Genomic DNA, 26,971 nt, shown 5'->3' with positions numbered 1-26,971 from the left:
GAGCCGGCCGAGTGCCTCCCGTGCCGGCGGGATCTGGGCGAGCAGCACCAGTGCGCCAAGGCCGAGGCCGGCAGCCACAACCGTCGGCAGCCGTGCAACGGACAGCCGGTGACCGGGCCGCCCGGCAGGTGGCCGATGCCCGCCTGGCAGCCCGGATACGGGCGGTGCACCGGGAACCGGACGGTACTTACGGAGCCCCGAGGATCACCGCCAAGCTCCGCGAGGAGACCGGTATCGCGGTCAACCACAAGCGCGTCGCCAGGATCATGCGGGCGTCCGGGATCGAAGGAGTCCGGTTGCGGCGCCGGCACCGCACCACCGTCTCTGACCCTGCCGCGGCCAAGGCCCCGGACCTGATCGGCCGCGACTTCACCGCGGACAAGCCGAACACGAAGTAGGGCCCTGACCCCAGATGTTGGACACACGAGACACTGGGTCCCGAGTATCTGAGAACGGGCATCTCGGGGTCATGAAGAACTACCCGCCGCAGTTCAAGGCGGGCGCGGTCGCGCTGTACGAGTGACGGCCGGAAGCGACGATCAGGTCGGTCGCCGCCGATCTGGGGATCAATCCGGAGGAGCCGGCGCAGGATGTCCGGGCCCTCCTGCTGGACGAGTTCGCCGGCCAGGTTGTCGATTCTCCGGTCTGCGACGACGCCACGTTCGAAGGGGGTGAGGCGGAGGCGTCGCCAGAGTGGTTCGATGGTGCGTGCCCGTGCGTGCCCGTGCGAGAGCGGGTGAGCAGGCCGTCCGAGGGCGGAAGGCCGACATGGCCGTGAAGACGGAGGGCTGGCGGGGCGGGAAGAGGGGGCGGCCTCAGCGAGTGACGCCGGAGGCCGCCCCTTCGCCCCGTCGGGGGTTCGTCCGTGAGGGGGCTATCTGCCGGTCCAGGTCACCGAGTTGGTGAGCTGGACGGCGTGGCTCTGGAAGTCGAGGGTGATGCGGTCGCCGTGGGTCATCGTGTGTCCGCCGTGGAAGCTGCTGCGGTCGGCGCCGATGTAGACGTAGTGGACGCGGCCGGGGTGGTGCAGGGAAGTGTAGGAGAACAGCGTTTCCGTGATGGCGTCGAGGTCGTAGTGCAGGGCGTCGGTGCCCGTGGTGAAGGAGCCCTCCCAGGCAAGGGAACCGTCCCGTTCGATCGTCGTGCGGCCGGTGACGGCGGTGGGTGGTGGGCCGAGGTGCAGGGAGGGGGAGATGGCCGCGTCGCAGAGCTTCGCGTAGGACAGGTGGCCGTTGTGCTGCTTGAAGCGGCCGATGTCGGTCAGGTCGTTGCCGAAGGTGTGGCCCGCGTAGCGGGGCCTGCCGGTGGTCGCGTCGCCCACGTAGACGAGGACGATCTCGGCCTCCTCGCAGACGGCGACCGCGTCGCCCGGCACGGCCAGCGGTTCGCCGGAGAGCTTCAGCCGGTCGCCGAGACCCTTGAAGAACCAGGTGGGCTGGTCCGGGGTGGCCGCGTCAACCTTGACGTTGTGGGTCATCATGAACCCGCTGACCAGGGCGTCTCCCACGTGCTCGGGGAAGAGCGGGGGGAGCGGGCGCGCCTGCCGTCGGTCCTCGGGCGTCAGCTCGATCCGCTTCCTGCCGGCGGTCAGGGCGTCGGGGTCGCCTCCCGATTCCGGAAGGAGGTCAGCCAGTTCGTCCGTGCCGAGGGGGTGGAGGAGCAGTTCCACGCCCGGCTGCGGGACGGGCCCGAGGCCGAAGTACCGCTCGGTACCGACGGCGTAGGTGGACAGTACGGTCATGAGGAGGCCTCTCCGCTCTGATCGCTCGGCCGCGCCAGGGCCCGACGGTCGATCTTGCCGTTTCCGTTGAGCAGGAAGGCGTCCAGGCGCGTGAAGCGACGGGGAATCATGTACGAGGGCAGCAGGGCCGACAGGTGGCCGCGCAGGTCGCGCGAGGTGACGTCGCCGCCCGTGTAGTACGCCACCAGGTCGAGGCTGCCGACCCGGCCCTCGACGGCCAGGACCACGGCGTCCGTCAGCTCCTCGTGCCGCCGCAGGGCCCCCTCGATCTCCGCCGGCTCGACGCGGTGGCCGCGGATCTTCACCTGGGAGTCCAGGCGGCCGAGGTGGGTGAGCATGCCCTCGGGGTCCCGGCGGACGAGGTCTCCGGTGCGGTACCAGTCGGCCGGGCCCGGGACGCCGGCGGTGAGCGGGACGAAGCCGGCGTCGCCGGAGGTGAGGAACCGGCCGGCGTTGTCCTTCGGGTCAAGGTAGCCGTCGAACCGCTGAGGGCCGCGGACACAGAGCTCGCCCTCGTCGGCCTCGCGGCCCTCTGTGACGACGACGGACTCCAGGTGCGGGTAGACGTGCCCGATCGGGATGGTGCGGTTGGCCGTGGCGGGCCACTCCTCGGTGCGCTCGGGCAGCCGGTAGGCGGAGACGTAGACGGTCAGCTCGGTGGGGCCGTAGACGTTCTCCAGCTCGCCGCCGGGGGTGGCGGCGTGCCACGCCTCGGCCTGCTCGACGGTGAGCTGCTCCCCCAGGAAGAGGCTCATGCGCAGGGAGGGCATGCAGCCGGGCGTGAGTTCACCGAGGCCGAGCGCGGTGGTGACGGCGGAGGGCACCGACGTCCAGTGGGTCAGGGCGGTGGAGTTGACCCAGCGGACGGGGTGCATGAGGTCCTGGGCGGAAGGCGCGACCAGGGTGGCGCCGGAGCCCCAGGCGACGAAGAGGTCGAAGACGGAGACGTCGAACGCGAAGTCGAAGTTCTGCGACATGCGGTCGCCGGGGCCGGCCCTGTACCGGGCGATGTTGTGGGTGACGAAGCTGAGCGCGTTGGCGTGCGAGACGGGCACGCCCTTGGGGCGGCCGGTGCTGCCCGAGGTGAAGAGGATGTACGCCGTGCGCTGCGGGGCCGGGGCGTCGGCCGGGCGGGAGAAGCCGTCGCCGCCCGGCGCGTGATCGAGGTCGGGAATGCCCACGGTGCGGCAGCGCGACCCCTCGGCCAGGGCAGCGGCCGGTCCCGCGGTGTTGTCGGTGAGGACGAGGGAGAGGTCCGCGGCCTCCGCGATCGCGCGCAGGCGACCGGCGGGAGCGGCGTGGCTGACCGGGACGACGGTGGCCCCCAGTTTCAGCACGGCGAGGTAGGCCGCGTAGGTACGGGCGCACTTCGTCCCGATCAGGCCGATCCGGGAGGGAACGGGGCCGTGTTGGGCGACGATGTGGTGGGCCAGTCGGTCCACCGCTGCCATCAGCTCCCGGTAGGTCAGGGGAGCTTCGCCGGGCGTTTCCAGGGCGACGGCCTCGGGGTGGCGCGTGGCCGCGGACTCGACGAGCTCGATCAGGCGGCGCGGAGCGGGGGGCGAAGACGTGGTGCCGTTGTTCACTCGGCCCCTTCCTGGTGGCGGAGGAGGACTTCGGGGTTGACGCAGTAGGGGGGGTGTTCCCCGCGCAGGACGCTCTCGGTGTTCTCGACGGCGGCAGGCACCAGCGACCGGTACATCTCCACCGTGTGACCGATCACGTGGTCGGTGAGGATCGTCCCCGGGGCCTCGCGCAGCGGGCTGTCCCCGGGGAGGGGTTCGACGCCGAAGGTGTCGATGGCGGCGCCCGCGATCTCGCCGCGGTGCAGGGCGTCGGCCAGAGCCTCCTCGTCGACGATGCCGCCACGCGAGGTGTTGATCAGGACGGCCTCGCGCCGCATCCGGCGCAGTCCGGCGGCGCCGATCAGGCCACGGGTGGCGTCGTTGAGCGGCAGGTGGACGCTGACGATGTCGGCCTCCGCCAGGACCCGGTCGAGCGAGCAGAACTCGACCTGGGGCCAGGTGTTGGGTTGCGGGGTCCGGGTGTGGCAGAGGATGGGGCCGGTGCCCCAGCCCGCCAGGCGGACACACACCTCACGGGCGATCCGCCCGAATCCGACGAGGCCCAGGGTGGCGCTGCTCAGCGACCGGCTGTCGAGTTCGGCGGGGCGGGGGCGGGGCCGCTGCTCGGCCAGCGCGGCGAGCCGGTCGGTCAGGCGCAGCCGCAGGGCCAGCGCGAGCATGATGGTGGCCTCCGCCATGCTCCCGTGGTTCTGCGGGGTCGCGCCGTTGGCGATGACGATGCCGCGCCGCGTGGCGTCGGGGACGTCGATGGAGTTGACGCCGCTGGAGGCGAAGACGACACCCCGCAGCTCCGGGTGCCGGTCCAGGAACTCGGGGCCGACCGGGGTGCGGGAGGTGAGGACCAGGGCGCCGAGAGGGCCGTCTCCCGCCTGGCGCGGGTCCGCGCCGCGGACCACCTGGTGGCCGCGGGCGACGAGCTGCTCGGCGATCTCGTCGAGCAGCTCGTCGAGGACCCGGTCGGTGCCGACGAAGACCCGGCCGGGCGGCGGGACTATGTCTGCCACGCTAGAACCCGTTCAGGTAGGGGAGCTTCGCGGAGACGGCGCCCACCTGATCGGTGTGCTTGAGCAGTTCGGTGAGGGTGTCCCAGGTGCCTTGCACGAAGGCTTCTCGCAGGGATTCCTGGATCTCGACGGGGAACTCGCGTCCGCCGATGCGCAGCACCCCCTTTTCGAGGTCGACTTCGGTGATCGCCTCGGCATCGGCCAGGGCGATGGTCCGGGCCTCCTCGGCGTCCTCGGCGGAGAGCGTCACGCACGGCAGGCCGATCGTCCCGCAGTTGCCGCGAAAGATCTCGCCGAAGCTCTCCCCGACGACGGCCCGCACGCCCCAGCGGTACAGGGCCTGTGCGGCGTGCTCCCGGGAGGAGCCGCAGCCGAAGTTCTTGGCGGCCAGCAGGACGCCGGCGCCCGAACGCTCCGGCAGGTCGAAGGGGTGGGTGCCCCCGCGGGCGTGCTGCTGTTTGCGGTCGTCCTCGAAGACGTGGTCCCCGAGCGCGTCGAAGGTCAGGTGCTTGAGGAAGCGGGCCGGGATGATGCGGTCCGTGTCGATGTCGTTGCCGCTGATGACCACCGTGGTGCCGGAGACGGTGGTGATGCGCGGGTCGGTGGTCGTGATGCTCACGGGGAAGCTCCTTAGACGGCAGAAGAGGCGGCGGGCACGGTGCCGAAGACGGTGGCCGGGTCGCAGACCGAGCCGTTGACCGCGGCCGCCGCCACGGCGAGCGGGGACATGATCATGGTGCGGCCGGTGGGCGATCCCTGGCGGCCCTTGAAGTTGCGGTTCGAGGAGGAGGCCGCCAGCTCACGGCCGACCAGCTTGTCGGTGTTCATGGCCAGGCACATCGAGCAGCCGGCAAGCCGGAACTCGAAGCCGGCCTCCTCCAGGACCTTGTCCACACCCAGGTTGATCAGTTCCTCGCGGACCGCGTTGGAGCCGGGCACCGCCAGCGCCCGGACGCCGGGCGCCACCCGGGCACCGCTGTGCTTGAGCGCCTCGGAGACCTCCAGGAAGTCGGAGAGGCGGCCGTTGGTGCAGGAGCCGATGAACGCGACGTCGATCGGGTAGTCGCCGAGCTTCGCCCCGGGCTCCATACCCATGTAGGAGTACGCCTCCGCGTAGGAGTCGGCGACGTCCTTCGAGGCCCCTTCGGGGGAGGGCAGCGTGCCGTCCACCGGGACGGACTGGCCCGGGTTGATGCCCCAGGTGACCATCGGACGGATGACGTCTCCGTCCATGACGACCACGTCGTCGTAGACGGCGTCCGCGTCGGAGGCGATCGAACGCCACCAGGCCACGGCCCGGTCCCACGCTTCCCCGGCCGGGGCGGCGGGGCGGCCCTTCAGGTAGGCGAAGGTGGTCTCGTCCGGGTTGACGTAGCCGCAGCGGGCGCCGCCTTCGACGGCCATGTTGCAGAGCGTCATCCGCTCGTCCATCGACATGCTCTCGACGACGGAGCCGGCGAACTCGTAGGCGTAGCCGACGCCGCCGACGACGCCGAGTTCGTGGATCACGTGCAGGATGACGTCCTTGGCGGTGACACCCGGGGCGAGTGCGCCGTCGATCTGGACGCGGCGCACCTTGAGCCGGTTCATGGTCACGGTCTGGGTGGCCAGGACGTCGCGCACCTGGGAGGTGCCGATCCCCAGGGCGACGGCGCCGAACGCCCCGTGCGTCGAGGTGTGCGAGTCGCCGCAGGCGATGGTCATACCGGGCTGGGTAAGGCCCTGCTCGGGGCCGATGACGTGGACGATGCCGTACTCGTTGCCGCTCGGGGCGAAGAAGCGGAGTCCGAAGTCCTCGGTGTTGGTCTCCAGCTGCGCGAGCATGTCCTCCCCCAGCTGGTCGAGGAAGGGGCGGGCGATGGTGTCGGTGGGGATGACGTGGTCGGCGGTGGCGACGTTGCGCTCGGGCATGGCCACGCTCAGGCCGCGCTCACGAAGCATGGCGAACGCCTGCGGGCTGGTCGCCTCGTGCACGAGGTGCAGACCGATGAAGAGCTGGGCTCTGCCGTCCCCGTAGTCCCGCACTGTGTGAAGGTCGAACACCTTGTTGTAGAGCGTGTCGCCCATGGTTTCTCCTACCTTGTCTCTCGCCTCGGCGTGTGGGGTTACTTGATGGGGGCGGCGGTCCCGGCGGTCACGCCCCCGTCGACGGCGAGCGCCTGTCCGGTCACGTAGCTGGATTCCGGTCCGGCCAGCCACACGGCCGCCGCGGCGACCTCCTCGGGTCCGCCGATACGGCCGAGCGGTGCCCGCCGGGCCCTCGCCGTCAACTGCCCCTCGTACGGGTAGAGCTCACGCAGCATGGGGGTGTCGGTGGAGCCGGGACAGACCGCGTTCACCCTGATCCCGTGGGGGGCGAGCTGGAGTGCGCCCGCCTTGGTCAGGCCCACGACGCCGTGCTTGGTGGCGGCGTACATGGGGCTGCCCGAGTGCCCCTGGAAGGAGGCCACCGACCCGGTGGTGACGATGGCGCCTCCACCCGTTTCGATCATCGCCCTCGACTGATGCTTCAGACACAGCCACATTCCCATGAGATTGGTGGCCACGACGGCAGCCGCATCCTCCTGGGAGGCTTCTGAAACCAGCCCAGTTGGGCCGAAAGTACCAGCCGTGTTCACCGCAGCGTCCAGTCGTCCGAATTCCGAGACGGTCGTATCGACTGCGGCCGCGACGCTCTCCTCATCAGTGATGTCACAGGTCACGGCGAGGCAACGGTCGTGGCCGAGGCCGGCCAGCTCCAGGGACTCGCGCAGCGGCTGGGCCCGCCGTCCCGCGGCGATCACCAGCGCGCCGGAACGGGCGAGCGCCGCCACGGTGGCACGGCCGATGCCGCTGCCCGCCCCGGTGACCAGGACGACGGCGTCCTTGAGGCCGTCGCCGGGCGTACGGGGCGGGTGGGTGCGCAGGGGTTCGTTCATGAGATGTGGAGCCCTCCGTTGACGTCGACGAGCGCGCCGGTGGTGTATCCGGCGTCCTCGCCGCAGAGATGGACGATGACGGCGGCCGCTTCCTCGACCGTTCCGTAGCGCCCCATGGGGAGGCGGCCGCGGAGCTCGGCTCTGCGCTCCTCGGACATGGCCTGCCAGTCCGCGAGGAGACGCTCGGTGCCGATGGGGCCGTGCGCCACGGCGTTGACCGTCACGCCGTGGCCGGCGAGTTCGTGGGCGCACTGCTTGGTGTAGCCGAGGACCGCCGCCTTCGCGGCAACGTAGGCCGCGTTGCTGAAGATCGAGTACGTGCGTCCGGCGATCGAGGCGAGGTTGACGATCCTGCCCCAGCCCCGCTCCCGCATGTGGGGGACGCACAGCCGGGTCAGGGTGAAGCAGGCGAGGAGGTTGTGGGTGAGGGCGACGCTGAGATCCGCCTCCCGCAGATCCTCGACGGGGATACGACGGGTGTCGCCGCCCACCCCGTTGACGAGGATGTCGGGGAGCGCGTCCGGACCGCCCTCCTCGGCGCAGCGGATGACGGCGTCGGTGTCGGTGACGTCCAGGTGGAGCGGACGCACCTGCGGGAGGCGGCGCTGGAGGGCGTCCAGGGCGGCCCGGTCCCGGTCGACGGCGACGACCTCGGCCCCCTGCTCCACCAGGCGGCGGGCGACTTCGGCGCCGATGCCGGCCGCGGCACCCGTGATCCAGGCGCGGCGCGGCGCCAGGGGCGGGCCGCTCGGGTCGGTACTCACTGGAATCCTTCCGGGGGAGGTACGGGCGTGGCCCCAGGGGGACGCACGCCTTGGCCGGGCGCTTTCAGGGGCGCGGGGGTACGGGGGTGCAGCTGCGTAGCAGGGCCTCGGTGGGGCGCAGGGCTGTGCCGGGGCCGCTGAGGGCCGCAGCGCGTGAGGCGGCGCGGTCCACCTGGTAGCCGGGGTCGGTCAGCGGGGGGTGGCCGGGGAACCACTCGTCCTGCCGCCCCGCCTCCACCGCGACGGGCCCGTGCAGTGCGGTGCCGATCAGGCGGCCGGCGGCCCACAGCGGACCGACCTCGCCCACCTGCACGCCGAGCTGCACACCGAGTCCGGCGGCGCGTGCGGCGCGTGCCAGGGTCAGCAGGCGCAGGGGGCCACCGCACTTGGAGACCCGCAGGTTGAGCAGGTCGGCCGCCTGGTGGGTGGTGCAGTCGGCCAGGTCGCGGGCGGAGGAGAAGGACTCGTCGAGCATCACCCTCAGCCCGGCCTCGCGCAGGCGGGCGAGGTCCGCCCACCGGCGCGGGGGGAGCGGTTCCTCCAGCCAGGAGAGCCCGGCCGCCCGTAGGTGCGGCGCGTGGGCCAGGACGGTCTCGGTCTCCCAGGAGCAGTTGGCGTCCACCGAGACGGTGGCGCCGGGCACGAGGGCGCGGACCCGCGCCACCTGGCCGGCCACCGGGGCGACGTCGGGTCCGGCCTTGAGCTTGACGTGCGGAATCGTGCCGCGTACGCCCTCGGGCAGTGCGGCGAGCCGTGCCTCGGGGTCGCGGGTCAGGTCCAGGACGGTCGACACCGGCATCGGGGCGGGTTCGGCCGCCAGCAGGTCACCGAAGCCGGCCCGGTGCAGGGCGCGCAGGCCCCAAACCCCGTGCCGTCGGCAGACCAGATCGAAGAGCGCCGTCTCCAGGGCCGCCGCCGCGGCCGGGGCCGGGGCACCGCCTCGGCCCAGGAGTTCCGGCAGGTCCAGCGCGATCAGGCCGGCCAGCGCCTCGTCGAGCGGGGCACCGGCCACCTCCTCGACGGCCGGGCGGACTCCCCGGCCGCTCAGGGCGGCGACGACCGAGCCGACCGACTCGCCGGTCACGTACTCGCGGGGTGCCGCCTCCCCCCAGCCGGTCTCGCCCCGGTACCCGGCGGCCACGAGCACCGACGCCGTCTCGGCGCGGACCTTCCGGGCGTGCCGGAACGGGCGCTCCATCGCGATCCGGGCCTCGTACAGCGTCAGCGTCAGCATGGGCGGCTCGCGGGTTCTCTGGCGGGGTGGATGCTCACCGGGCGGCCCCTTCCCGGGCTGTCGCGGCCAGCCAGTCCCAGTACTGCTCCCGGATGTCCGAGAACTCCAGGTAGTGGGAGGAGACGGGGAAGCGGCGCGTCTCGGTGTGCGGGGCGAGGGTGGCGAGCATCGCGGTGCTGGCCTCGCCGTCGATGATCGAGTCCTGCTCCGGGTAGGCCGCCCACACGGGACGCCCGCGCCAGGGGGCGGGGCCCGCCTCGACGTACAGGTCCTCCGTCTCGACCATGGCGGCGCGGAAGGAGTCCGTGACGGAGCGCACCATCAGGCCGTCGTTGGCCATCAGCCGCAGGTAGCCGGGGTGCTCGGTGTACTGCTCGTCCTCCAGGCGGACGACGGACAGGGAGGTGCCGCGGGCCCTGCGGACGCGGTCGCGGGCGGCCTGGTCGAGGCGGGCGCGCTGCTGGCCGAGGGCGGGGGCGCACAGCACCAGGCGGGTGCCGTCCGGGACCTGGCCCGAGGCGACCAGTGCCGCGACCAGGCTGCCGCCGAAGCTCTGGCCGAGGAGGGTCACCGGGCCCGGGGCCGCGGCGGCCACCCGGCCCAGGGCCGAGCCGTAGTCGTCGAGGACCGTGCGGGCGTCCGGCACGTGGCCGCGTGAGCCGCTGCTCGCGCCGGACCCGCGCCGGTCCAGGACGGTCAGCCGGACACCGCGTTCCAGGAGGGCCGGGCCGGTCTCGAACAGCCAGCCCGCGTGGCTCTGCAGCCCGTGGACGTAGAACAGGTCGGCCAGGCCCGGGCGCCCGTCGTCCCAGGTGTGCAGGGCGAGGCTCTCCTCGCCGGCCGGCACCCGGACCGTGACCGGGTGCCGTGAAGTGGCCTGATCACGCATCGGCAGCGGTCCCAGTGGGCGCAAGGCGCGGGAAGTCGCCCTTCTCCCAGCGGCTGATGAGCGAGTCGGCTACCAGCTGGGAGAACTCCCGGCGGCCGGGGACCATCTGCCCCGAGCGCACGAACATGGCCCGGGCCTTCTCCCACTCCTTGCGCCACTGCTCGGCGTCGGTGGTGGCCAGAGCCGGGTCCTTGACGCTGCGGGTCACCACGGAGGGGAACCAGGGCCGGTCGTTGGGCTCGTGCGTCGGGTAGAAGCGGAAGTCGAAGCTCCAGCGGAGGCGGGCGGACCGGTTGAGGGTGGAGCCGTGCGGGGTGCGCTTGTGCAGCAGCACCAGGTCCCCCTTGGAGACGGGCAGCGGCACGGCCTCGGCCTCCAGCGCGCGGATCGTCTCGGCGTCCATCGGCCACGGCAGCAGCTTCTCCTCCTCGTGCCGGCGCGGCACGACCAGTAGACAGCCGTGTTCCTCGGTGACGTCCATCAGCGGTATCCAGCAGGTGACCAGCGTGGTGTCGTCGGACTGCGGGATCTGCGTCATCGCGTCCTGGTGCCACATCGTGGGCGCGTGCATGGTCTCCCCGCGCCGGGCGCCGAAGGCGCTCTGCTCCGGGGCGGGCAGCTTGAGCCGCACGTGCTGGTTGGGGCTGGCCGAGATCTCCTCCCCGACGAGCCGGCGGATCACGTCCAGAACCTTGGCGTTGCGCAGCAGGCCGAGCACGCCCGGGCCGGTGTGGACCTGGCTGTCCGGCTGGAGCGAGGTGAACGGCATGTGCGGCAGAGTGATGTCGAGCTCGCTGAGCAGGGACGGGTCGAAGCCCGGCAGCGCGGCGAGGGCGACCAGGTGCTCGTCGAAGGGCAGGTCCACCAGCTCCTCGCCGCCGGTGAGCAGGCCTGCGGCTCGCCAGTGGCCGGCGCGTTCGGCCAGCAGGCGCGCGTACTCCTCGCGTACCTCGGTGAAGTCGTGCTCGGTGAGCACGTCGCGCACCACGGCGTAGCCGTCGCGACGGAAGTCCTGGGCGAGCGTGTCCAGAGCGGTCATGCGGGTTCCTTTACGCGGCGTGGGTGCCGTTGAGTCGGGGAAGCTGGGTGAGCAGGGTGTCGTCGGTGTGCAGCCAGCGGTGTTTGACCTGGGCGGCGGAGGCCCCGCGGGTGACGTGGTGCTCGGTGAGCGCCCTGAAGGTGCCGGGCGCCACGGTCTGCGCCCGGAGGGGGTGGAGCCGTCCGGAGTCCCGCTTCTCGGCGTACTCGACGTTGACCCGGGAGAGCTCCGCCTCGACGCGGTCGCGGAACGCCTCGCTGGAGGCGCGGGGGCCGTCCGGCCACTCCATGACCAGGACGTAGCCCGGTGGATACCCCCAGGACGGCACCACGCAGTAGACGCTGGGTACGGAGGAGTGCCCGACCGCCGTGCGGATCGCCGCGTGCACGTCGGACTCCGTCAGCTTCTCCCCGGTAAAGGAGCTGACGGACCCGCCGCGCCCCTCGAATTCGAGCCGGGGCAGCTCCCCCACCCGGCCGACCACGCGGTAGATGTCGCCGCTGTCGTACCGGAGCAGGCCGTTGGCCTGGCTCATGACCAGCCGGTAGGTCTCGCCGGTGGTCAGCTCGTAGCTGCTCAGGGTGGCCACGTCGGACGGCAGCGGTCTGCCCGCGTCGCTCGGTTCGCAGGGCACGAACTCGAAGAGTCCCTGGTCGACGGCGAGCGGCCCGGCCGACGGGTGGGTGTCGACCGGCATGGTGACGATGCCCTCGGTGCCCGTGGTGCTGAACGGTACGAGCGGGACACCGGGCGCGAGGCGCTCCAGCCACGCGCGGTAGTAGCGGGCCGAGGCCGAGTTCCAGCACACCAGCATCGAGAGCTGCGGCCACAGGTCGCAGAGCGTGACCCGGCCCCCGTAGGAGTACGCGGCCTCCAGACGGGAGGCGGTCGCCTCCTGCGCGGTGAGGCGCGGGTCGGGGGCGCCGAGCAGCGTGCCGTCACTCAGGTCCTTGAGCAGCAGCTCCAGTTGGTCGTTGAGGAGCTCGCCCAGCGCGGTGATGCGCGAAGGGTTGACCGCGACGACCATACGGACGTCGGAGCCGGCCAGCAGCCGCACCTTGCGGTAGAGGCTCTGCTCCCCGCCGGTGTCGAGGAACCACGGCTCCGCGTACCAGGGGGGCGTCCAGTCCTGGGGCCCCACCGTGGCCGGGCGCTTGGTGATGCTGTAGACGGGGACTGGCCCGCCGGGTTCCGGCAGGGGGATGAGCGAGCGCTCCCAGGACATGTCGAGGACGTTGCCCGGCCGGTAGCGGTCCAGGCCGAGGCGCTGGAAGTACAGGCCCCACTGCGCGTACAGCGCGGGTCCCCGGTACCGGTTGCGCCAGTGCCGGGTGGTGGGGACGTACTTGGGTCTGCCGGTGGTGCCGGACGTGGTGTGCAGCGCGTACGGTCTGCTCCGGGTGAGGACGCGCTGTTCGCCGTCGCGGATGCGGTCCACGTAGCCGCGGAAGGACTCGTAGTCCCCGACCGGGACGGCGGCGTGGAACTCGGCGAGCGTGCGTACCCGGTCGAGCCCGTGGGCACGGCCGAAGGCCGTGCCCCGGCTCTGGTCGAGCAGGTCGGCGAAGACCCGTCTGCTCACCTGGTGCGGTTCCCGGCAGCACGCGCGCTGGTCATGGTGGGCGGCCATGAGGCGCGCGACGAAAGGGTCCGTGCTCACGACACCGTCTCCTCCGGGGCGAGTTCGGCGCGCAGCCACGCGGTGACGCGCGGGCTCTGGTCGAGCCGGACATCCGGCAGCGCACGCTCCTCACCCAGCGGCGATCCGGCACCCACCGCGATACAACTGGCCAGGTACGTCAGCCACTTCACCTGCACCTCCAGCGTCTCGCGGGCCACCCGACCGAGCGGCGTGCCGAACCTCCGGCCGATCGCGCCCTCCATGACGCCCCGCATCACGGCCAGGGCGTCCCGCGCGGCCGCGCACCGGGCCGCCAGGTCGCCCTCCCGCGGCAGCGCGATCCGGTCGGGGGCGGCTTCGGAGAGGTCGGCGTCGGGGTCGAACCTGGCGACCAGGTCCGCGAACTCCTCGAACCAGTCGGCCTCGGTGAGGGCGTTGCCGTTGATGCTCAGCACCGCCGGGACGTCGCTTGGCCCCGGCAGCGTGGCGACCAGGTGACGGGCCCAGGTGGCGGCCGAGCAGTAGCCGACGACGGCGGCGGGGCCGCCCGTCTCCCGGGTCAGCAGGGCGTGGCCCGCGCGGCGGCACTGATCGATCCCCGCCGGGTCGAGCTCCGACGGCACTGGGAGTTCGACGAGTTCGGCATCGGGCAGCCCCTCCCGGACGAGGGAGGCGAGGGGCGGTTCGGCCCGGGCCCCGGGGTAGTCCGCGATGTAGACGGTCAGGGGAGCCGCCTGCTCCGCGGCCGCCTCCTTGACGGCGAGCAGCAAGTCGGCCACGGAGCCGCCCCGGTGGGTGACGATGTGGTCGGTGGCGGTGTGCAGGGCGCGCAGCAGCCTGGCGGCGGTGTGCTCCCCCACGATGGCGAGGCTGTAGTCCAGTTCGAGCGCGAGGCCCTCGCCGCCGTCGTCCTCCAGGTGGATGTTGCAGTGGCGCTTGATGCTGCCGGTGCCCAGCGAGTGCGGGCGCCAGCTTCCGTCACGCATGGCGGGCGGGTCGATGGGGGCCTCGGCCGCCTGGAAGAGGATGTTGGCGTAGGGAGCGAGGGTACGCGCCGTGTCGTAGGCGCCCATCCGGTCGAGGACGACCTCGACGGGGAGCTGGGAGCGGGCGAGGCTCTCCACCACGTCGTCGTGGACCTCCCGCACGTACGCGTCGAGAGGGCCGGTGCTGCGGAAGTCCCCGACGAAGAAGATCTGGTTGGTGAAGAGTCCCGCGGTGGTGCGGTACTCGGCGCGGTTGCGGTTGGCCACGCCGCTCATCACCACCACCTCGTCCTCCCCGGACAGCACGTGGGCCGCGGCGAGGAGCCCGGAGAGCAGCAGGCTGTAGGTGGTGACGCCGAGCGTACGGGCGGCCTCCCGGACGGCGTTCGCCTCGCCGGGCCCGTCCCAGAGCAGCCGTGAGGTACCAGCCCGCTGGCCGCTCGCGGCGCCGGCCCTGCGGCTGATGGAGAAGTCCGGTGAGACGCGGGCGAACTTCTTCTGCCAGTAGGCGATGTCGTCCGCGTAGTCGCCGCGTGAGGCCGCCGCGTCCAGGGCCGCCGCGTAACGGCTGTACGGGGTCGCCGGGGCGAGGCCGTCGGCGCCTCCGGTGCAGAGGGCGAGGTAGTCGTCGGTGAGCAGGTCGACGGTCCAGCCGTCGGCGGCGATGTGGTGGACGCCGAGATAGACCAGAGCGGTCCCGTCCGCCAGCGGCACACAGCCGCCGCGCACCGGCGGTTCCTCCGCCAGCGGGAAGGTACGGCCCAGCGCCGCGCGGATCGGGACGGCGGCGGCCTCGGCGTCGGGCTGCACCGGGTGGCGGGCGAACTCGGCCCGCCCGGGCCAGTCGGTGACCTCTTCCAGGAAGAGACCGTCGGCCGTGGGGACGAAGCGGTTACGGAGGGACTCGTGGCGGGCGACGAGGGCGCGGAAGGCGGCCTCGGCGCGGTCCGCGTCGAAGCCCTGGGTGCAGTGCAGGGCACGGCCGATGTTGAGGAAGGCCGCCGATCCCTCACTCTGCGCGTGCCGCCAGTGGCGCCGCTGCGAGGCCGTGGCGCGGACCGCGCCGACGGGTGCGACCGGCTCCTCGACGGGTACGGGCGCGGTGGCGGCCTGCCGGATCAGCTCGTCCAGCGGGTGCGGGCCGAGCAGGCGGGCCACGGGGACGACGAAGCCCAGCTCCTCCTCGATACGCATGATCGCGGCGTAGGCGTCCAGCGAGGTACCGCCGTTCTCCGCCCAGGAACCGGTCAGGTCGATGCTCGCCGGGCCCTTGCTCTTGCGGGTCAGAGCTTCCGCCAGAACGGCCTTCATGGCCTCCCGCGCTTCCTCAGCGTTCATATTCCCCTGCCAGATGGAGGCGTGGCCGGCGGCTCGCAGGCCGCCGGCGCTGCCACTCCGAGTCGTGCGGTCATGTGTGCGGTCCAGTCACGGTGCCCGACTCCGTCCGCGGAGAACAGGTCGGCCACGTGAGTCAGGAACTTGGCGGTGGTGCGCTGCAGTTCGCCCTCGTCCGGGCAGTCGAGGACCACGTTGCAGGCGAGGGCGTCGGTGTCCGTGCGCGGGGAGCCCGCCCGGGCGATCTCGTCGATCGCCGCGACTCCGGGGACGCGCAGCTCGGCCGGCGAGACGCGCGAGCGGACGGGGCCGCCGGTCTCGTCGAACGGTACGAACAACCCGGCGACGTGGCGCGGGCCCGTGTTGTCGGGAAGCGGTTGCGGCGGCAGCCCGGCGGCGGTCAGCAGCGCCTGGCGCACCAGGTCGAAGCCCGAGCGGCGCTTGAGCACCCGGCTGAGATGGCCGCCCACCCGGCAGTTGACCTCGATGATCTCGGGGCCGTCGGCGCCGAGCTTGACCTCGGTGTGGGTGATGCCGTCGTCCATGCTCAGCGCCCGGTGCGCGTCGAGGACCAGGTTCTCCACCTGAAGGCGCAGCTCCCGCGGCAGCCCGCTCGGCAGGATGTCCCCGGTCGTCGCCATCTGACCGGCGCCCTGGCTGGCCGAGCTCCGCGCGTAGACCGGGAACTTGCCGAACACGGTGATCACTTCGTGGGTGCCGCCTGTGGTCTGCACCTCCACCGAGACGTAGTCGGCGCGCCACCCCCCGGGGGCCGGCTCGGCGGTGGGGATGAACTGCTCGGCGTAGAGCGTTCCGCGCTCCCAGCGCCAGGAGTCCTTCAGGGCGGCCAGCTGTGCGGCGTTCCTGATCACCGTGACATCGGTACCGCCCGCGCCCCGCCGCGGCTTGACCACGAAGGGGTGGCCCAGGGCGGCCGCGGCCGGTTCCAGCTCCTGCGGGCCGTCCAGTGGGCGGGTGGCCATGCGAGTCAGCCCGGCGGCACCCAGGACGGCGCGCTGGTGGTACTTGTCCGCGGTGACCGCGCTGCGATGGCGCACGCCCTGGGCCGCGCCGAAGGCGGCGGCCAGTTCGAGTTCGGCGTCGGCGAACGTCACTACGCCGTCGAGCGGTTGGCCAGGGCCCTTCAGGGCGTCCTCGTCGATTCCCAGCGGTTCGCCGAACAACCGCCTGATCAGCGGCACGAAGGAGGGCCACCGGGCTTCGGTGCCGGTGCGCAGCAGGGGAACGATCTCGATGTCGTCCCGTGCCGCGACCAGCACGTCGCGCGCGGAGGCGGCACCCCGAGGCGAGAGCAGCACTCCTACGCGGGGCTTCACGGCTTCGTCGCCCGGTGGACCGCGTCGAGGAGCGCGGACAGGGAGCCGTCGAGGAACAGGACGTCGACCGAGATCTCGACTCCGAGATCGGTCTCGATCTGCTGGAGGAGCTCGATCGCCAGCAGCGAGTGCCCGCCCAGTTCGAAGAAGCCGTCCTCCGGCAGGGCCTCCTCGACGCCGAGCACCTCACACCAACGGGTACGGACGATCGTCTCGGGAGAGGCCGTATGCGTCATTCACGCTCCAGACGACGGGGCTCAACTCGACGCTGAACCCGGGGATTTATGGCCCCTCAAATTAGGCAACCGTGTCCGTATCCCGCAACAGCAATTTCGCATGGCAAGACGCCGCAGGTCCGCGGCACCGGGACATCCACCCGCCCGGCGCCGGCCGCGCCTCGGCGATCCCGGCGGAGCCGTTCCGCGACACCGGGCGCGACGACGCGCAGCACCGGCGCACCGCGCCCCCGCGAGGACCGGCGGGAAGCCCCTAGGATGAGCGCTCCTCCCCACCCCCGACTGACGGATGGCCCCTCCGTGGCAGACATCTCCCGGCTGTTCGACAAGGATGCCGAGACGTACGACCAGGCCAGGTCCCGGCTCGTACCGGACCTGACCCCCTTCTACGAAGTCGCGGTCGACCTCGCCGCGACCGCGGTCGCCGGGCTGTCCCCACGCGTCCTCGATCTGGGGGCGGGCACCGGACTGCTCACCGCCGAACTGGCCGCGGCCCTGCCCGAGGCCTCCTTCGCCCTGCTGGACACCTCGCCCCGGATGCTCGCCGTCGCCCGCGACGCCCTCGCCCTGTACGCGGTCCGGCACGAGACCATCGAGGCCGACATGCGCGATCCCCTGCCGCCCGGCCCGTTCCACATCGTGGCCTCGGCACTGGCCGTCCACCACCTGCCGCACGACAGCCAACGGGCCCTGTACGCGCGCATCCGCGAGATTCTGGCCCCGGGCGGCGTCTTCATCCACGCTGAGCAAGTCGCAGGCCATTCGCACCAGTTGGAAACCCTCTACGAGGACATGTGGCTGCGCGACGTGAAAAGCCGCGGCGTGAGCGCCAAGGAGCTGACCCAGGCCCGCACACGCATGGCCCACGATCACCCGGTTCCGGTGGCCACGCATCTCACCTGGCTGGCGGAGGCCGGGTTCCGGGAAGCCGACTGCTTCTACAAGCGGTACCGGTTCGCGGTGTTCGGCGCCTGGGCCTGAGCTGCGCCGACCCTGCCAGGTCTCACACAGCAAGACGAATCTTTCCAACCAGAGAGACGCCTGGTAGTTTTCCGGCATGGAACTGACCATCGAGAGCTTCGATGAGGTGCCCGCCGAACTGTGCAGCGGCTCCTGGCAGTTCAGCACCTCGGCGCTCGCGCCCGGTCGGATGGCCTCCGCGGTGGACGACACTCGCTGGGCCACCACCTGGTTCGTCGCGAGCTCGCACGGCCAGGTTCTCGGTGCGGTCAACAGCCGCAGCCCCCGCAGCGAGCAGTTCCTCAACGGCGCCCTGGATCTCCGGGAACGCGCCGAGCTGCTCGGCCGCCTCGTCCCCGACGACCCTCGGCGCTGGGCGTTCATCGGCAGCAACGGTGAACTGGCCTCGGGGACGCTGACCTCGGCCGTGCTCACTGCGACCGAGGCCACCGAGGTACGCACCGCGCTGGTGTCGAGGGCCTTCGGTGAGGCGGAGGAGGCGGGGAAGTACGCGGCCGCCCTGTACGTGCGCGACCAGGAGGTCGACGCCTTCGCCTCCGGCCTCGCCGCCCGGGCCACCGTGCACGCCCTCGCCAGCACGGCCGAACTCCCGCTCTTGGGAGGCGACATGGATGCGCACATCGCCGCCCTCCCCGCCGGCCGCCGCGCCGTCTGCCGCCGCGACCGCCGCAAGTTCGCGGCACTGGGACATGGCGCGGAGTGCGTTCCCGCCGAGGACGTGATCGCCGAGGCGGCGCCGCTCGTGTGCGCCGTCAAACGCAAGTACGGCGTGACCGACCACCCTCGCCTGTGCGCGTACCGGCTCCGGCAGTGGGTCCTTTCGCTCGGCCCCGGTGCCTGCCACGCCTCCGTCGTCCGCGACGCCGGCGGCGCCCTCCTCGCGGTCTCCTTCTTCGCCGTCCAGGACGCGGTGCTCGAAAGCTACGAGATCGGCCTCCTGGACGAGCTGCCGGGCCGCGAATGGTGCTACCTCCAGGCCCTGATCCACGGCCCCGTCGAGTGGGGACTTCGCCACGGCTGCCGCAGCGTCGACCTCGGCCTGGACTCCAGCGTCGTCAAGAAGCGCCGCGGCGCCTCCATCGGCACGGCCTGGGCCGTCAGCGGCGCCTGACCACCCCCCCTGTCGACGCAACAGACGCACGCAGGCGCACTGAAGAGAACAGGACCGTTTCCATGCACACACTGCGCCGCAAGGCCATGCTCGACGTTCCGGGATTCCCGCCCTATCTGCTCTCCCGGGCCCTGACGATGTTCGGCGCCACCATGGCACCCGTTGCCCTCGCCTTCGCCGTGCTGCACACCGCCGGATCGGCCTCCTCGCTGGGGCTGGTGCTCGCGGCCCAGACCGCGCCGCAGGTGGTGTTCCTGCTGGTCGGCGGCGCGATCGGGGACCGCGTGTCGCGCAAGGCGATCATGATCGTCACCAACCTGGTCATGGCGGGCTCGCAGACGGCCACCGCCCTCCTCCTCGTGGCGGGCGACGGCAACCTGGTGACGCTGGTGGTCCTCCAGGTCATCTGGGGCACGGCACGCGCCTTCTTCACGCCCTCCAACACCGGCGTCGTCCCCGACCTCGTACCCGCCGAGCGCATCCAGGACGCCACCGCGCTGGTCACCCTCAGCCGCAGCATCGCCTTCATCTGCGGCCCCGCGGTCGCCGGCGCCCTGATCGTGGTCTGGAACCCCGGGTACATCGTGCTCGGCGACGCCCTCTTCTTCCTCCTGAGCGCCGCGCTCCTGACCCGCCTCCCCCTGAAGCGCCCCGCCGCACGTTCCGAGGAGAGCCTGCGCCAGTCCCTGGTCACGGGCTGGCGGGAGTTCACGGGGCGGAGCTGGGTCTGGTCGATGGTCAGCAGTTTCGGCTTCTACCAGGGAGTCGTCCGGCCTGCCATCTTCATCGTGGGACCGGTACTCGCCGTGGGCGAGGACGGCATGGGCGCGACCGCCTGGGGCCTGGTCATCGCCGCCCAGGGGGTCGGTGCCCTGCTGGGCAGCCTGCTGCTGTTCTGGTGGCGGCCCGCACGCCCCCTCCTCGTCTCCAACCTCCTGGTCGGCCTCGACTCCCTCTTCCTCCTCGGGATGGCCGCGGCCTTCGGCTTCGAACCCCTGGCGCTCCTCGCCATGCTGGGCGCGATCGGCGTGACCATGGGCGACGCGCTCTGGCTCAGCACGCTGCAACGCGAGATCCCTTCCCACACCCTGTCCCGGGTCAGCTCCTACGAATGGGTCGGCTCCCTCGCCCTCAATCCGCTGGGCATGGCGGTCACCGGCGTACTGGTCGCGCTCGTCGGCCCCACCGCCATCCTGATCACCGCCGCCGCGGCCAACCTCGTCGTCCGCGCCCTGGTCCTGATCGCACCGGGCGTACGCAAGATCGGCAATCCGAAGCCGGCGGAACAGAACGCGGAACAGAACACAAAGCCGCTGCCCTCCTGCTGAGCCTTTGTCCATCCTCACTCCGAGCTGGTCGGATGAAGGGTGAGGACGGCTTGGACGAGGCGGGTGATCCGGGTGGTCGAGCACCGGAGCTCGCGGAGCAGTCGCCAGGGCGCGAGGATGGCGACGGCCTGCTCGACGAGGGCCCGGGTCTTCGCGTGGGACCGGAGGATCTGCACGCCCATCCCGTGCTTCCTGTGCTTGCCGGGGGAGAACGGCCGGTCCGCGGCGATGCGGTCGATGGGCCGGAGGGTGCCGTCCGGGACCAGGTACGCCTTCGCCGACGCGGCCCGCACCGCGTCGGCCAGGCCGGGGGCGAGAGTGGCCAGGAGCTCGACCGCTTCGGTAAGAAGACACGGCAAACTGGAACACCGTGAGCCGGTCCGGGGCCATGGCCCAGGCGCGCATCGCGCGACTGAGGTGCGGGCCGACGTTGTCCCAGACCAGCACGATCGGTCCGCCGAGCTGGGTGTGGGCGGCGGTGAGCAGGTCTCGTGAGTCCTTCCAGAAGACGCCCTCGCGGCCGTCGGCTCGCCGGTCACCGGTGTGCCGGAAGACCGACCGCGGCCGCTCGCGGGGCTCGTAGCAGCACAGCGCGGCCAGCGGCGGGTGGCGGGCCGCGGTGGTGTCAGTCGATGCCTCGCACGATGTGCGGCTCGTCCACGGCCATCGCGTCGTCGTCCGCGCCGGCCAGCCGCAGGGGCGGGGCGTGGGGCGGGGTGAGGTGGAAGGGCCTGCTGTAGTCCTGTCCGTCGTCGTTCACCGGGTCTCCCTTCGTCGGGATCCGCCGTCCCGGGTCATGTCCGGGACGTTCGATCCGACCACCGTGCCGAAGTGCGGTGGAGGACAGCTCAAGATCTGCTCAAGGTTCTCTCGGCGTCCCTTCAACGCCCCTCGGTGCGCGGTCGTCGGTCCTCCGGAATGCGGGGCCGGGGCACAGGTCGGCCGCTGTGCGTCGCTCGGGTACGGACGCACAGCGGCCGATCAGACCGCGGGGTGACTGCCGCCAGGGTGGAACGGCAGCCGCTGGTGGCCTGGTGGGGCCGGTCGCGTTCACCGAACGGTCAGGTGTCGTCCCAGTGGCCGGATCCCGGTCGCTCGGACGGGTCGAGGGGCAGGGCGGGAGCTCTTCCTCGGTCCGCCGGATCGCGGCGGGCGGGGGACATGGCTCCGGGCTGCAGCTGGGCGGTCCGGGCCGGACGGCCGGGGTTTCCGGTGCCCGGGCCGTGCCGCCGTTTCGCTGCCCGCCTGTTGCGTTCTCGCGCGGTTGGTACTCATGAATCTGCCGTGGACGGTTCGAGATCCGGTCGAATCCGGCTTGAAGGTTCTTGGACGTCCTTGTTTGTCGTCGGTATGGCGGCGGGGCGTCCGCGGGTGGCTGCGGCCCCGTACGCGCGAACGGCACGCCCGGTGTCCCGGACGTGCCGTGTGGGTGCCCTCTGCCGCGAACTGGGCGTCGCGTACGCCACTACCAGGTGACCGGAAGGTGCTCCAGGCCGTACACCAGGCTCTGCTGACGGAACGTGAGGTCGTCGACCTCGCCGACCAGGCGTACCTCGGGGTAGCGGGCCAGCAGGGAGGTGATGGCTATCTCGACCTCGCGGCGGGCCAGCGAGGCGCCGGCGCACAGGTGGGTGCCGAAGCCGAAGGCGACGTGCCGGTTCTCGCCGCGGTCCAGGTCGAAGTTCTCGGGGTCGGGGAAGGCCCGCTCGTCGTGGTTGGCCGAGGGGACGGCGAGGATCACCAGCTCGCCCACGGACATGCGCGCCCCGGAGAACTCCATGTCCTGGTCGACCACGCGCAGCACGTTGTCCTGCGAGACGGACCAGAACCGCAGTGACTCCTCGACGAACGCGGTGATGCGCTCGGGATCCTCGATCAGCCTGGCCCGTACGTCGGGGTTGGTCATCAGGGTCAGGGCGCTCAGGGCGATCTGGCTGGTGGTGGTCTCGTAGCCGGAGACGAGGATGAAGCGGACCATCGGCAGCAGGTCCTCGCGGTCCAGTTCGCCGGTGTGCACCCGGTCGACGATCAGCCGGCTGATCAGGTCGTCCTTCGGCTCCCGCTCCTTCTCCTCGATGAGCTGGTTCAGGTAGTCGTTCATCTCGCCGAAGGCGCGCCAGGACACCTCGGGGTTGTCCAGACTCAGCACCTCGCGGCTCTGCTTGGCGAAGGTCCGGTAGTCCTCCTGCGGCACGCCGAGGAGCTGGGCTATGACCTGGGTGGGCAGCGCCAGACAGAACTCGGAGTACAGGTCGAGGGGGCGGGGCAGTTCCTCCAGGCGGTCGAGGAGCTCGTCCACCAGGGCCTGGATGCGCGGCCGCCAGGACTTGATCTTGTGGGCGGTGAACTCCGTCATCATCATGTGCCGCAGCCGGCCGTGTTCGGGCTCGTCCTTGCGCCAGAAGGAGTTCAGGTCGTGGCCGGTGGGCAGTTCGGTGCGGGCGCGGCCCATCTTCTCGTCGTCCGAGCTGAAGCGCGGGTCGTTCATGGCCTGGCGGACGTCGTCGTAGGCGGTGAGCAGCCAGGCCCAGCCACCGTCGGGCATGTCTACCTTGGTCGGTCCCCGGCCGCGCAGATCGTTGTACTGGGCGGGTGGGGCCATGGGGCACTGACGGGTCATCGGATAGGTGGGGTTGGCCATGATCACACGTCCTTGGGGTGGGTTGCCTGTACTGGGGTGGGGCCGACCGTACGCAGCGGCTGTGACAGCCTGCTGACCTCGGGCTGACGCTCCGCTGGTGCTCAGACCGTCGCGGTGGCGGGCACGGGGGTGTGGAAGCCGCGCTGGTACCACAGCAGCGGGGGCAGGGACCGGTCGCGGATGCGGATCTGCTGCGGGGTGCCGAGCAGCAGGTCGTGGTCGCCGGCCCGGATCACGTCCACGGTGCGGCAGCGCAGCAGCACCTTCGCGTCCGGGAGGCAGGGCAGTGCCGTGTCTGCCGCCCAGGCGTCGAAGCCGCCCGCGGCGAACCGGTCCACGCCGCTGGTGGCGAAGCGCTGGGCGATGGGGCGGTGGCTTTCACCGAGCAGGTTGACGACGAACTCGCCTGCCTGGGCCATCGCGGCGTGGCAGCTGGAGGCGAGTGCGATGCCGACCATCACCAGCGGCGGGTCCAGGGAGACGGAGGAGACCGAGCTGGCGGTGAAGCCCCAGCGCCGGCCTGCCGCGTCGAGCGTGGTCACCACCGAGACGGGAGCGGCCAGGAGCGCCATCGCGTCCTTGAACTGCCGGGCATCGGCCACCGTCGGTATCTGCTCCTGGACTGGGCTCATGGGTGCTCCTTCATCGGGTGGGCGGCGCGGGCACGGGGAGCCGATCGGTGGAGACGATGCCAAGAACGGCTCAAGGGGGGCTCGAGAGCGGGGGGAGCGGGCGCTGCGGCCGGGGCGGGTCAAGTCTGCGTTGAGCGGCGGGGAGCAGGATGGGAGGGCAAGGCCAAGGGGCGTAGGCAGATGCCGACGGACCACGTAGGACTGTTAAGGAGCTGCTCATGGCGGACAGGGAGCCGGTCATGTCCGAGGGCGAGATTCTCGGCTGGCTCACGGAGAGGCTGGGCACCCAGGTGTCCCTGCCGATAGCGCACATCCACCCGCACGTGCCGTACGTCGAGTACGGACTTGACTCGGTCGCGGCCCTGGGTCTGTTCGGTGACATCGAGGAGAGGTTCGGTCTCGTGCTCGACCCGAGCGTCGCCCTTGAGTACTCGACTCTGGCTCAGATGGCGGCTTTCCTGGCCGCGGAGCAGAACGAGGTCGTCCACAGCTGAGACCCTCGTACGGTCGGCCGTACGGGCCGTGGGCGGGGCCGGATCCCTTCGTCAGGGGTCCGGCCCCGCCCACGCGTATGTGCGGGTGTGCCCGGGTCAGTCGCGGTCGACGGAGATGCCTGTGGTGCGGTCGCCGAGTACCAGGACCACGAGGACCAGGGTTCCCATGGCCCCGGCGATGACTCCGAACAGGGGGCCGGGGCCGTGCGCCTCCAGGACCGGCAGCAGGGCGAACGGCAGTGCCGCGGCGCTGAGTTTGGACAACGAGTAGGCAAGTCCGGTGGCGGCGGCGCGGATCTGGGTGGGGTACTGCTCGGCCAGGTAGACGTGGCTGGCGGTGGAGAAGACGTTGCTCACCAGGGTGTAGAGGATGCCGGAGCACATGATGAGCGCCGCTGATCCGGCGTAGGCGAAGGCCAGTCCGGACAGTGCCATCGCCGTGGCCGACAGGGCCACCAGCCGTTTGCGCTCCATGCGGTCCATCACGGGCACCGAGAGCAGGGCGCCGATGGGGTAGCCGAGGAAGGAGACCGCGGTGAAGCCGATGCTGGTCACCACGTCGTATCCCTTGGCGGCCAGGATCTGCGGGGCGAGCGCGCCGAAGCCGTAGTAGCCGACCACCGAGAGGGAACAGAAGAGCCAGAGCATGGCGGTGCGCCGGCGGAAGCGGGCCTGGAACACGTCGCGCAGGCGGCCGGCCGGCGCCGGGGCCTGGACGGCCGGGGTCTGGGTGGGTGCCTGGGTGGTCAGGGCCGTCGCGGGCACCTCGGCCTCCATGCGGGCCACCAGGCGCTCTGCCTCCTGCTCCTGGCCGTTGGCCGCCAGCCAGCGGGGGGACTCGATGAGGTTGCGGCGCAGCACCCATACGACGGCCGAGCCCAGTGCGCCGAGGACGAACAGCCAGCGCCAGCCGTCGATGCCCAGCGGGCTGAGCGGCACCAGCCACAGCGCGGCGAAGCCGACGGCGGGCACCCCGCAGAAGGCGAGCGTGTAGGCCCAGGCGGTGTAGCGGCCGCGCTGTTTGGCGGGCAGCACATCGGCCAGGTAGCAGTCCGAGAGGGACTGCTCGGCACCGATGCCCACGCCGGCGAAGAAGCGGGTCACGATCAGCCACGCGGCGTTCGGGGAGAACGCGCCGAGCAGCGAGAAGCCCGAGTACAGCGCGAGGTTGATGAGGAAGGCGCGGCGTCTTCCGTAGCGGTCGGCGACGCGGCCCAGTACCACGGAGCCGAAGAACTGGCCGATGAACGCCGAGGCCAGGACGAGTTTGAGGGTGGTGCCGTTGAAGGCGAAGTCCTCCTGCAGCACCTTGGAGATGGTGCCGGCGAGGTTGTTCTCGAAGGTGTCGAAGAGCAGGCCCACGCCGATCACGGCGGTGAGCCTGCGGTGTGTCGGCGTGATGGGCATCCGGTCGATCCGGTCGCCGATGGAGGGCGCCGCAGCGGTTTCCTTCCGCAGCGCCGTCGGTTGTGACATGGGGTTCACAGCTCCTGGAGAGGGTGGTGGGAGCGGGTCGGGTCCAAGTGCCTGCGCCCCGGTGGTAGGCCGGGGCGCAGGGGGGCACGTACGGGGGTGCGGGGAGCAGCGGGGGTCAGGCGGCTGCCTTGTTCTTCTGCCGGGCCGGCTCGCTGACCTCGTGCAGGAACGTGGCGACCTGCCGGTAGGACTCCCAGAAGCTGACCTCGACGTAGGGGATGTTGCGCTCCGCGCAGTAGTCCTTGGTCAGTTCGCGGGCACGGGCCAGGTTGCGCTGCGGCATCGCCGGGAAGAGGTGGTGCTCCACCTGGTAGTTGAGGCCGCCGTACAGGAAGTCGATCCACCAGTTGGGGCGGATGTTGCGGGAGGTGAGGACCTGGCGCTCCAGCCAGTCCAGTGTCTCCTTCTCGCCGTCGCGTACCTCCATGCCCTTGTGGTTGGGGGCGAACATCAGGCCGAAGTAGATGCCGAGCGCGGCGTGCTGCACGGCGATGAAGGCGACGGCCTGCAGCGGGGTCAGGACGGTGAACACGGCGGTCAGGTAGACCGCGGTGCGCACGACGACCAGGGCGATCTCGAGGTAGCGGTGCTTGGCGTCGCTCTTGGCCAGTTCCTTGACGGTGGTCTTCTCCATCTTGTAGCCCTCGAGGACCAGGAGCAGGAAGAAGAGGACGCGCTGGTGGCGGACGATGAAGCGCTGCACGGGGGTGCGGGTGGCGTACTGCTTCATGTCGAAGATCGCGGTGCGGCGGCCGATGTCGGGGTCGAGGGAGATGTGGTTGGGGTGGCTGTGGTGCCGGTTGTGGTGGTTGACCCACCAGGCGTAGCTGACACCGCTGAAGAAGTTGGCGTGGAAGTAGGCGGTGAGCGTTCCGATGCGCTTGTCTCGGAACATCGCCTTGTGGCCGACCTCGTGCCACATGTAGGCGCTCTGCACCCCGCACAGGCCCATCCACACCGCGACCGGCATCTGCCACCATGACTCGCCGATCAGGAAGAACGCGATCAGGCCGGCCATGATGAGAGACATGTTCAGGGCGAGCCGGCGGTAGTCGTAGCGCGTGTCGAGGTCCAGCAGGCCCTCGGCCTTCACGCGCTTGAGCAGCTCGGAGAAGCTGGCGGAGGCGCCCTTGCTGTCCAGCTCCCCCGTGGCGACCGCGAGGCCGGGATCCAGCTGCCGTACCGCGCCTGACTCTGTCTCGTTGATGTTCGGAGACTGCATAGAAGGATCTCCTTGGGCAGGACGTATCCCGGCGCCCGGCGCCGGATGAAGGCATGCTTCAGCGTCGGACATCGCGCTGATGAGACGCTGATGGCGGCCTGGAAGACCGCAGGGGCGCCGCGCCCGCGGGCGTGGGCGCGGCGCCGGCTCTCTTCACGCGGCGGCGGATTCCTGGGCGAGTTCGGCGTCCAGGGTGCGCAGGACGTCGTCCGCGGTGCGCGCGGCGTCCGCGTCGTCGGGGGCGCCGATGACGCCCATCAGGGACTCCACCAACTGCTGTTTGAGGGCGTCGGCGGGGGTGGGGCCGGGGGCGTCCGGCGGGGCTTGGTCGTTCTGGTCGGTGGGGTCGTTCCGGCCGGCCTGGCCGGCCGGTTCGTGTGCGGTGGGCATGGTGCG

The 26,971-nt window shown here is 71.5% G+C and carries 24 protein-coding genes and 2 pseudogenes; 5 read left to right on the top strand and 21 right to left on the bottom strand.

All coding sequences use genetic code 11. The features are described 5' to 3' along the window. Nucleotides 1-98 precede the first annotated feature (98 nt). Nucleotides 99-395, top strand: a pseudogene (locus ABZ863_RS31500) (IS3 family transposase); the annotation flags it as partial. Nucleotides 396-874: 479 nt separating this feature from the next. On the opposite strand, the gene ABZ863_RS31495 reads toward ABZ863_RS31500, so the two are convergent. The 14 genes from ABZ863_RS31495 to ABZ863_RS31430 all read right to left on the bottom strand — a co-directional run bounded on the left by ABZ863_RS31495 (nucleotide 875) and on the right by ABZ863_RS31430 (nucleotide 16,690). Further along, on the bottom strand, nucleotides 875-1,741 hold the full coding sequence (locus tag ABZ863_RS31495) for an FAH family protein (RefSeq protein WP_128462305.1): 867 nt from the start codon (nucleotides 1,739-1,741) through the stop codon (nucleotides 875-877). Continuing rightward, complete coding sequence (locus tag ABZ863_RS31490) at nucleotides 1,738-3,327, bottom strand: amino acid adenylation domain-containing protein (RefSeq protein ID WP_358543065.1); 1,590 nt, start codon at nucleotides 3,325-3,327, stop codon at nucleotides 1,738-1,740. The genes ABZ863_RS31495 and ABZ863_RS31490 overlap by 4 nt, the downstream gene beginning before the upstream one ends. Further along, entirely contained in the window at nucleotides 3,324-4,331 is a 1,008-nt protein-coding gene (locus tag ABZ863_RS31485) for an NAD(P)-dependent oxidoreductase (RefSeq protein ID WP_023415521.1), read from the bottom strand. Before ABZ863_RS31485 ends, ABZ863_RS31490 begins: the two co-directional genes overlap by 4 nt. A 1-nt stretch (nucleotide 4,332) precedes the next feature. Further along, nucleotides 4,333-4,950 (bottom strand): 3-isopropylmalate dehydratase small subunit, encoded by a 618-nt coding sequence (locus ABZ863_RS31480; RefSeq protein ID WP_023415522.1) that lies wholly within the window; start codon nucleotides 4,948-4,950, stop codon nucleotides 4,333-4,335. Between the two features lie 11 nt (nucleotides 4,951-4,961). Then, the gene (locus ABZ863_RS31475) at nucleotides 4,962-6,398 is read right to left on the bottom strand and encodes a 3-isopropylmalate dehydratase large subunit (protein WP_128462304.1); all 1,437 of its coding nucleotides are present in this window, start codon (nucleotides 6,396-6,398) and stop codon (nucleotides 4,962-4,964) included. A 38-nt stretch (nucleotides 6,399-6,436) separates the two neighbouring features. Next, complete coding sequence (locus ABZ863_RS31470; protein ID WP_023415524.1) at nucleotides 6,437-7,249, bottom strand: SDR family oxidoreductase; 813 nt, start codon at nucleotides 7,247-7,249, stop codon at nucleotides 6,437-6,439. Next, entirely contained in the window at nucleotides 7,246-8,013 is a 768-nt protein-coding gene (locus ABZ863_RS31465; RefSeq protein ID WP_164904317.1) for an SDR family NAD(P)-dependent oxidoreductase, read from the bottom strand. Before ABZ863_RS31465 ends, ABZ863_RS31470 begins: the two co-directional genes overlap by 4 nt. Before the next feature lie 64 nt (nucleotides 8,014-8,077). Then, nucleotides 8,078-9,247, bottom strand: coding sequence for an enolase C-terminal domain-like protein (locus ABZ863_RS31460; protein ID WP_128462302.1), 1,170 nt, complete (start codon nucleotides 9,245-9,247; stop codon nucleotides 8,078-8,080). A gap of 34 nt (nucleotides 9,248-9,281) precedes the next feature. Next, nucleotides 9,282-10,136 (bottom strand): alpha/beta fold hydrolase, encoded by an 855-nt coding sequence (locus tag ABZ863_RS31455; protein ID WP_023415527.1) that lies wholly within the window; start codon nucleotides 10,134-10,136, stop codon nucleotides 9,282-9,284. Beyond that, nucleotides 10,129-11,175, bottom strand: coding sequence for a phytanoyl-CoA dioxygenase family protein (locus ABZ863_RS31450; protein WP_023415528.1), 1,047 nt, complete (start codon nucleotides 11,173-11,175; stop codon nucleotides 10,129-10,131). The genes ABZ863_RS31455 and ABZ863_RS31450 overlap by 8 nt, the downstream gene beginning before the upstream one ends. Before the next feature lie 10 nt (nucleotides 11,176-11,185). Then, nucleotides 11,186-12,835 (bottom strand): GH3 auxin-responsive promoter family protein, encoded by a 1,650-nt coding sequence (locus tag ABZ863_RS31445; protein ID WP_240674771.1) that lies wholly within the window; start codon nucleotides 12,833-12,835, stop codon nucleotides 11,186-11,188. Then, nucleotides 12,832-15,120 carry a condensation domain-containing protein gene (locus ABZ863_RS31440; protein ID WP_358543062.1) on the bottom strand — a complete coding sequence of 763 codons (2,289 nt, stop codon included), beginning with the start codon at nucleotides 15,118-15,120 and terminating at the stop codon, nucleotides 12,832-12,834. Before ABZ863_RS31440 ends, ABZ863_RS31445 begins: the two co-directional genes overlap by 4 nt. After that, nucleotides 15,117-16,454, bottom strand: a complete 1,338-nt coding sequence (locus tag ABZ863_RS31435; RefSeq protein ID WP_128462301.1) for a hypothetical protein — start codon at nucleotides 16,452-16,454, stop codon at nucleotides 15,117-15,119. Before ABZ863_RS31435 ends, ABZ863_RS31440 begins: the two co-directional genes overlap by 4 nt. After that, nucleotides 16,451-16,690 carry a phosphopantetheine-binding protein gene (locus tag ABZ863_RS31430; protein WP_078493211.1) on the bottom strand — a complete coding sequence of 80 codons (240 nt, stop codon included), beginning with the start codon at nucleotides 16,688-16,690 and terminating at the stop codon, nucleotides 16,451-16,453. Before ABZ863_RS31430 ends, ABZ863_RS31435 begins: the two co-directional genes overlap by 4 nt. Nucleotides 16,691-16,990: 300 nt before the next feature. Here ABZ863_RS31430 and ABZ863_RS31425 point away from each other — a divergent pair, with 300 nt between their 5' ends. The 3 genes from ABZ863_RS31425 (at nucleotide 16,991) to ABZ863_RS31415 (ending at nucleotide 20,110) form a co-directional block, all read left to right on the top strand. After that, nucleotides 16,991-17,671, top strand: coding sequence for a class I SAM-dependent methyltransferase (locus ABZ863_RS31425; protein WP_206281325.1), 681 nt, complete (start codon nucleotides 16,991-16,993; stop codon nucleotides 17,669-17,671). A 76-nt stretch (nucleotides 17,672-17,747) separates the two neighbouring features. Beyond that, nucleotides 17,748-18,782: a hypothetical protein gene (locus ABZ863_RS31420; protein WP_358543059.1), complete on the top strand. Its 1,035-nt coding sequence runs from the start codon at nucleotides 17,748-17,750 to the stop codon at nucleotides 18,780-18,782. A 62-nt stretch (nucleotides 18,783-18,844) separates the two neighbouring features. Then, nucleotides 18,845-20,110 (top strand): MFS transporter, encoded by a 1,266-nt coding sequence (locus ABZ863_RS31415; protein WP_023415535.1) that lies wholly within the window; start codon nucleotides 18,845-18,847, stop codon nucleotides 20,108-20,110. Nucleotides 20,111-20,124: 14 nt separating this feature from the next. Here the strand turns inward: ABZ863_RS31415 and ABZ863_RS31410 are convergent. The 4 genes and pseudogenes from ABZ863_RS31410 to ABZ863_RS31395 form a co-directional block, all read right to left on the bottom strand. Next, a pseudogene (locus ABZ863_RS31410) lies at nucleotides 20,125-20,457 on the bottom strand (IS5/IS1182 family transposase); the annotation flags it as partial. 278 nt (nucleotides 20,458-20,735) lie between these two features. Then, on the bottom strand, nucleotides 20,736-20,870 hold the full coding sequence (locus tag ABZ863_RS31405) for a hypothetical protein (protein WP_358195688.1): 135 nt from the start codon (nucleotides 20,868-20,870) through the stop codon (nucleotides 20,736-20,738). A gap of 705 nt (nucleotides 20,871-21,575) precedes the next feature. Continuing rightward, nucleotides 21,576-22,751: a cytochrome P450 gene (locus ABZ863_RS31400; RefSeq protein ID WP_128462298.1), complete on the bottom strand. Its 1,176-nt coding sequence runs from the start codon at nucleotides 22,749-22,751 to the stop codon at nucleotides 21,576-21,578. A 101-nt stretch (nucleotides 22,752-22,852) separates the two neighbouring features. After that, nucleotides 22,853-23,383: a flavin reductase family protein gene (locus ABZ863_RS31395; protein WP_128462297.1), complete on the bottom strand. Its 531-nt coding sequence runs from the start codon at nucleotides 23,381-23,383 to the stop codon at nucleotides 22,853-22,855. Nucleotides 23,384-23,601: 218 nt separating this feature from the next. Between ABZ863_RS31395 and ABZ863_RS31390 the strand changes: the two genes are divergently transcribed. Next, nucleotides 23,602-23,877 (top strand): acyl carrier protein, encoded by a 276-nt coding sequence (locus tag ABZ863_RS31390; RefSeq protein WP_124273863.1) that lies wholly within the window; start codon nucleotides 23,602-23,604, stop codon nucleotides 23,875-23,877. 96 nt (nucleotides 23,878-23,973) lie between these two features. On the opposite strand, the gene ABZ863_RS31385 is transcribed toward ABZ863_RS31390, so the two are convergent. The 3 genes from ABZ863_RS31385 to ABZ863_RS31375 form a co-directional block, all read right to left on the bottom strand. Next, nucleotides 23,974-25,353 (bottom strand): MFS transporter, encoded by a 1,380-nt coding sequence (locus ABZ863_RS31385; protein WP_023415540.1) that lies wholly within the window; start codon nucleotides 25,351-25,353, stop codon nucleotides 23,974-23,976. Between the two features lie 115 nt (nucleotides 25,354-25,468). Next, on the bottom strand, nucleotides 25,469-26,575 hold the full coding sequence (locus ABZ863_RS31380) for an acyl-CoA desaturase (RefSeq protein WP_023415541.1): 1,107 nt from the start codon (nucleotides 26,573-26,575) through the stop codon (nucleotides 25,469-25,471). Between the two features lie 153 nt (nucleotides 26,576-26,728). After that, the gene (locus ABZ863_RS31375) at nucleotides 26,729-26,965 is read right to left on the bottom strand and encodes a hypothetical protein (protein ID WP_023415542.1); all 237 of its coding nucleotides are present in this window, start codon (nucleotides 26,963-26,965) and stop codon (nucleotides 26,729-26,731) included. Nucleotides 26,966-26,971: the final 6 nt, after the last annotated feature.

The organism is Saccharomonospora sp. NPDC046836 (assembly GCF_040645195.1).
GTDB lineage: Bacteria > Actinomycetota > Actinomycetes > Mycobacteriales > Pseudonocardiaceae > Prauserella_A.
Note: the sequence above shows the minus strand (reverse complement) of the source record. Positions and strands in the feature narration are given on the sequence as shown.